Annotated in this window: 3 protein-coding genes and 1 pseudogene; all 4 read right to left on the bottom strand. The window is 47.4% G+C overall.

Features of this window, described 5'->3' with window-relative positions; genetic code table 11:
- The coding region (locus B7Y67_RS12575; RefSeq protein WP_293598942.1) for a bifunctional heptose 7-phosphate kinase/heptose 1-phosphate adenyltransferase at positions 1 to 683 on the bottom strand (683 nt) is incomplete at its 3' end.
- Positions 684 to 793: 110 nt separating this feature from the next.
- Positions 794 to 2158 carry a UDP-glucose/GDP-mannose dehydrogenase family protein gene (locus tag B7Y67_RS12570; RefSeq protein ID WP_293598941.1) on the bottom strand — a complete coding sequence of 455 codons (1365 nt, stop codon included), beginning with the start codon at positions 2156 to 2158 and terminating at the stop codon, positions 794 to 796.
- Positions 2159 to 2203: 45 nt separating this feature from the next.
- Positions 2204 to 3415 (bottom strand): lipopolysaccharide assembly protein LapB, encoded by a 1212-nt coding sequence (lapB, locus tag B7Y67_RS12565; RefSeq protein ID WP_293598940.1) that lies wholly within the window; start codon positions 3413 to 3415, stop codon positions 2204 to 2206.
- Between the two features lie 108 nt (positions 3416 to 3523).
- A pseudogene (locus B7Y67_RS12560) lies at positions 3524 to 3820 on the bottom strand (integration host factor subunit beta); the annotation flags it as partial.
- Positions 3821 to 3830 lie beyond the last annotated feature (10 nt).

Raw genomic sequence — 3830 nt, 5'->3', positions numbered from 1 at the left:
TGACTCACACCAGCCTCAGTAAATAAACTCATACCCTCTTCAGAGCGAGTCAAGAGAAGCGCTTCCAGATTTAATGATTTTCTAAGATCTTGAGCTCTCTTTGTGAGATCTTCTTCGCTAGTCCATTGACCAACTACCTGACGCAACTCACTGCGATTAGGCGTCAGTACAGTGGCACCACGATATTTAGCGTAATCATCACCTTTAGGATCCACCAAAATCATCTTCTTCTGAGCGCGAGCCTGCTCGATCATCAAGGCCACTTGTTCCAATGCACCTTTGCCGTAATCAGACAAAATCACCACATCAGCATCACCAACTAGCTTCTCATAACGCTCCAACTTATGAGCGAGGGCAGCCTCACTAGGGGCTTCTTCAAAATCCAAACGAATCAATTGCTGTTGCCTTGCGATGACACGTAGCTTCACAGTTGTTGGTACTTTGCCATCAACCTCAAGCTGGCTATCAACGTGACTAGATGTCAGCAATTCAGAAACACGGCGGCCTGGTTCATCATCGCCAATCACACCTAAAATTGTTGTCTTAGCACCAAGTGCTGCAACGTTACGCGCTACGTTAGCTGCGCCCCCTAAACGTTCATCAATCTTACCCACTTGAACTACAGGAACTGGCGCTTCGGGAGAGATCCGATTTGTATCGCCAAACCAATAGCGATCGAGCATGACGTCGCCCACCACTAATAAACGGGCTTTAGAAAATTGTTCTCGGTTGGCTTTTTCCACGATGTAACTAATCTCTCTAATCTTTCGAATGGATTCTTCTGTACTGATAATTAATTATGACGACCAATACCTTGATACTCAATGCCTAATTCTTGCATAGCTTGCGGCTCATACAGATTACGGCCATCAAAGATGATCGGGTTCTTGAGCTTGGCTTTGAGAAGATCAAAATCAGGACTACGGAAGGCTTTCCATTCAGTCACGATGACTAGAGCATCAGCACCTTGAGTGGCTGCCATAGGGTCATCCACTAAAGTGACTTGTTTGAGGCCTTCTGGGTTGCCTTTAAAGTCCATATCGAGGCAATGCTTAGTTTCTGGCATGGCTACTGGGTCATGAGCCACAATCTGGGCACCACGCTTAACTAGCTCTTGAATAATCACACGACTTGGGGCTTCACGCATATCGTCTGTATTCGGTTTAAATGCTAAGCCCCACATGGCGAACTTCTTGCCCTTCAGATCCGCACCAAAGCGTTTTTCAATCTTTTCTACGAGGATGTACTTTTGAGCTTCGTTCACCGCCTCGACAGCATCCAAAATCTTCAGATCACGACCATACTCAATTGCAGTCTTGGATAAAGCGGAAACATCTTTTGGAAAGCAAGAGCCGCCATAGCCGGTACCGGAGTACAAAAAGCCATAACCAATACGGGAGTCTGAACCAATACCTTGGCGCACCGCTTCAATATCAGCGCCTACTAAATCAGCCAAATTGGCCAGCTCGTTCATAAAAGAGATACGAGTAGCTAACATGGCATTAGCTGCGTATTTAGTCAGCTCGGCACTTTTGACATCCATGTAATAGGTACGCTCATGGTGGCGATTAAATGGGGCATAGAGTTTGCGCATCTGCTCTTTAGCGCGCAGTCCCGCTGGGGTATTTTGCGTTCCAATCACAATGCGGTCTGGGCGCATAAAGTCTTCAACTGCCGCGCCCTCTTTGAGAAACTCCGGGTTAGAAACTACCGAACACAGCTCCGGTGAGAGGCCACGCTTTTCTAATTCTTCAGTAATTCCAGCAGAAACCTTATCGGCCGTACCTACTGGAACAGTAGATTTATCAACAATCACTTTAGGAGTCGTCATATGGCGACCAATATTCCGGGCTGCTGCTACGACGTACTGTAGATCAGCCGAGCCATCTTCATCAGGAGGAGTGCCAACCGCAATGAACTGAATATCACCATGGGCAACAGAAGCAGCAATATCAGTGGAGAACTGCAAGCGACCAGCAGCACGATTACGCTCAATCATCTCTTTGAGGCCTGGCTCATAGATGGGCACGCCACCAGAGTTGAGAATCTCAATCTTCTTGGGGTCTACGTCGACACAAAAGACGTTATTACCCTGCTCTGCTAAGCAAGCTCCAGTAACAAGACCAACGTAACCGCTTCCAATGATGGTGACTTTCAAGATAGCTCCAGATAATTCGTATTAGATTAGCAATAGCAACTCAGATTACATTGAAGGGCCGCTAGGAACGGCTCCTTCACTGCGTCTTGGGGAGTATGCCTCCCAATTGTTACAACCCGGACACTGCCAGTAAAAACGTCGTGCACGGAAACCGCAATTGCCACAGGTATAGCGGGCCAAGCTTGTCGTGCGCTGCTTCAATAAACTCAGTGTTGCCTGTAAATCTGATACTCGCTCTGGTGTACCGTTACTTTCCGCTAAAGCCAAACGAGTCTCAGCCAACTTAGAAAGTGCACTCAAGCTTGGTGAATGTTGCATCACTTCAACCAGCATCACTTCAGCGGCTTGTGCCCCACGAATTTGAGTCATATGCTTTTGCACAATATCAAGCAACTCACCAGAAGCTTGGGTCTTTAACAATTCACAAAGGGCACTTAAGCCTTCATCCGCTTTATTTAGTGCAGTATGTGCTGCCATCCAACGATCCGCAAGTAAATGCATATAGGCAGGATGCGTTTTCGCAATCACGGCCCACACTTCAATTGCTTGGGCTGGACGATCCATGGCAATCAGATAATCGCCTTGCAAAATTAGCGCACGGGCATGATGCGGAACTGCTTGCAAGGCTAATTGAACAGAGTGCTCAACCTCTGGCAAATCCTTACGGCGCAATGCTTCTTGACCCAACTCACAATGAAATTGTGCAATCTCAGTATGGTGGGATTTTCCTTGTAAGCCTGCGAGTTCGCTAGCAGCAATAATGGCCTTCTTCCAATCTCGCTCGATCTGATACATCTCGAGCAGACTCTCTTTTGCAGGTGCCGCAAATTTACCTTCACCCACCCGATTTAAAGATGCTTCGGCTCGATCTAATAAACCAGCACGTAGGAAATCGCGGCCTAATTCATAAGCAGCATGGTCCCTATCACGTGGCTTCAAGTCATCTCGATTGGCCAAGTGTTGGTGCACTCGAATGGCGCGCTCAGTCTCACCACGGCGACGGAATAAATTCCCTAAAGCAAAATGAAGTTCAATGGTTTCAGGATCGAGCTGAGCAATCTTGACTAGAGTTTCAATCGCCTGATCTGGCTGCTCGTTTAATAAGAGACTTAAACCTTTAAAAGTTGAGCGTTGCTGACGCATACGCTCGCGCTCATCCATACGATTCTCAAGACGCAGATCCCAGCGTGAAGCTAGCCAGCCAATACCAAACATGACTGGTAATAACAGGAGCCAAGCGGTTGCAATCTGAATCATGCTGTGCAGAACTTAAATAAAAAAATGGTCCGAATGGACCACTGGATATGCGCTATGTGGCTAGGCACCAGAACCCTCTTTAGGGCTCACTTGCTTTAGAGGCTTGTAGTCAACACGCTCACGTAATTCTTTGCCAGGCTTGAAATGCGGCACCCGTTTTTCTGGGATCAATACCTTCTCACCAGATTTGGGGTTGCGGCCAGTACGCGCAGGACGGTGATGCAAAACAAAACTGCCAACACCGCGCAACTCAATTCGCTTGCCTTCGGCTAAAGCGTGAGTCATGGTGTCTAGCAATGTTTTTACTGCTAACTCGACATCACGAGGTAATAGCTGGGGAAACTGTTCCGCCAAGCTCTCCACGAGTTCGGAGCGAGTAATTGCTTGTTGCTCTTGATCTGACATGATCTATCAA

This window comes from Polynucleobacter sp. 35-46-11 (assembly GCF_002281105.1).
Note: the sequence above shows the minus strand (reverse complement) of the source record. Positions and strands in the feature narration are given on the sequence as shown.